The organism is Streptomyces tricolor (assembly GCF_002155905.1).
GTDB classification, from domain to species: domain Bacteria; phylum Actinomycetota; class Actinomycetes; order Streptomycetales; family Streptomycetaceae; genus Streptomyces; species Streptomyces tricolor.
In genome coordinates this window covers 507-2,060 of sequence record NZ_MUMF01000976.1, presented here as the reverse complement: position 1 = coordinate 2,060, position 1,554 = coordinate 507, and the positions used below count along the sequence as shown (strand labels likewise).

At 71.0% G+C, this 1,554-nt stretch carries 1 protein-coding gene and 1 pseudogene; one reads left to right on the top strand and one right to left on the bottom strand.

The features are described 5' to 3' along the window. Nucleotides 1-526, bottom strand: a pseudogene (locus tag CCN44_RS42070) (hypothetical protein); the annotation flags it as partial. A gap of 332 nt (nt 527-858) precedes the next feature. On the opposite strand from CCN44_RS42070, the gene CCN44_RS42065 reads away from it, so the two are divergent. Continuing rightward, nucleotides 859-1,530 (top strand): class F sortase, encoded by a 672-nt coding sequence (locus tag CCN44_RS42065; protein WP_059246656.1) that lies wholly within the window; start codon nt 859-861, stop codon nt 1,528-1,530. Nucleotides 1,531-1,554 lie beyond the last annotated feature (24 nt).

Genomic DNA, 1,554 nt, shown 5'->3' with positions numbered 1-1,554 from the left:
CGCCTCCGCCCTCGCCCCCGCGGCCGAAGTCGCCGCCCCGGTCGCCGCCCTCACCCCCGCGGCCGTTCCCGAAGCCCTCACCTCCGCGCCCGTTCCCGTTGCCCTCACCGCCACGGCCGTTGCCGTGGCCTTCACCCCCGCGGCCGTTCCCGTTGCCCTCGCCCCCGCGGCCGTTCCCGTTCCCGTTGCCCCCGCGGCCGTTGTCGACGCCTTCGCCGCCACGGCCGTTGCCGTTTCCGTTCCCGCCCCCGTTGAAGTTCCCGTTGCCGCCCCCGTTGAAATTCCCGTTCCCGTTCCCGCCCCCGTTGAAGTGGCCGTTCCCGTTGATGGTGCCGTTCCCGGGGAAGACGCCGCTCCCGCTGAAGGTGCCGATGTTGCCGGTACCGGGGACGATGACGGCGGTGTTGCTGTCGGTGCTGCTCGGGCCGCCCCCGTTGCCCATGCCGTCCGCGACGGCCACGGGGGCGGCGAGCCCGAGCACGGCGACTGTGGTGCACGCCGCCGCCAGGGCACGTTGGTTGCGCATGTGATCCTCCGCGGGAGGTCACCGGGTCCCGTCCCCGGTGGATCGGCGAGAAAGCACCTCCCGGATAGACCCTCGGACGTGCGGAACACGCCCGCATGTCGAGAATGGTCCGTCCTGGTGATCCGACACGCCGACGGAAAACCACACAATCGGATATTGCCGCAGGTCACGGACCGTCAGAAAATTCCTGGGAACGGCAACTCGGATGGCGCACCGAACGGGCCGCCGGCCACCCGTTCGCCGATCGCCCCGTCGCCCGCCGCCCGCGCGGGACTTAGCGTTTTCCCATGCGCGAAAGACGTGGTGACGACCGCGTCGAGAGGGGATGTCGAATGTCTGCGTCCAAGCTGGCCGAACTTGCCGAAGAGGAGGAGCGGCGGAGGAAGCGCGCCCCGTGGGGCGTCATAGCGCTTGTTCTGCTGACCGGCCTGGCGCTCATCCGCAACGGCTCCGGGGAGTTCGACGTCGGCCCGCCGCAGCCCGCCTCCGCCGCGGCCCCGGACACCCGCGCCACCCCGGGCACCTTCGCACCCGCGCCCGCCGCCCTGCCGTTCTCCCCGGCGCAGCGGGTGCGGATCCCGGCGATCCGGGTGGACGCGCCCGTCGTGCAGGTCGGTCTTGACGCGGACGGCTGGGTCGCGGCGCCGCCACCGGACAACCCCAACCTGGCCGGCTGGTTCACCGGCGCGGTCTCCCCGGGGGAAAAGGGCACCGCGGTCGTCGTCGGCCATGTCGACAACAAACAGGGCCCCGCCGTGTTCTACGGACTCGGGGCGCTGAAGAAGGGAAACCAGGTCGAAGTCCTGCGCCAGGACGGAAAGACCGCGGTGTTCGAGATCTACGGTGTCGAGGTCTTCGAGAAGAACAATTTCCCCGGCGACCGCGTGTACGGCTCGAAGGGAACACCGGAACTCCGGGTCATCACCTGCGGAGGCGGCTTCTCGAAGCAGAACGGCTACGACGGGAATGTCGTCGTCTTCGCCCGCCTGGCCGCGGTCGTCTGAACCGCCGCGGCCCGGCGGCCGGCA

Bases quoted from the DNA above. Each gene is read 5' to 3' on its own strand.
- CCN44_RS42065 (WP_059246656.1), top strand. From the start codon at position 859: ATGTCTGCGTCCAAGCTGGCCGAACTTGCCGAAGAGGAGGAGCGGCGG.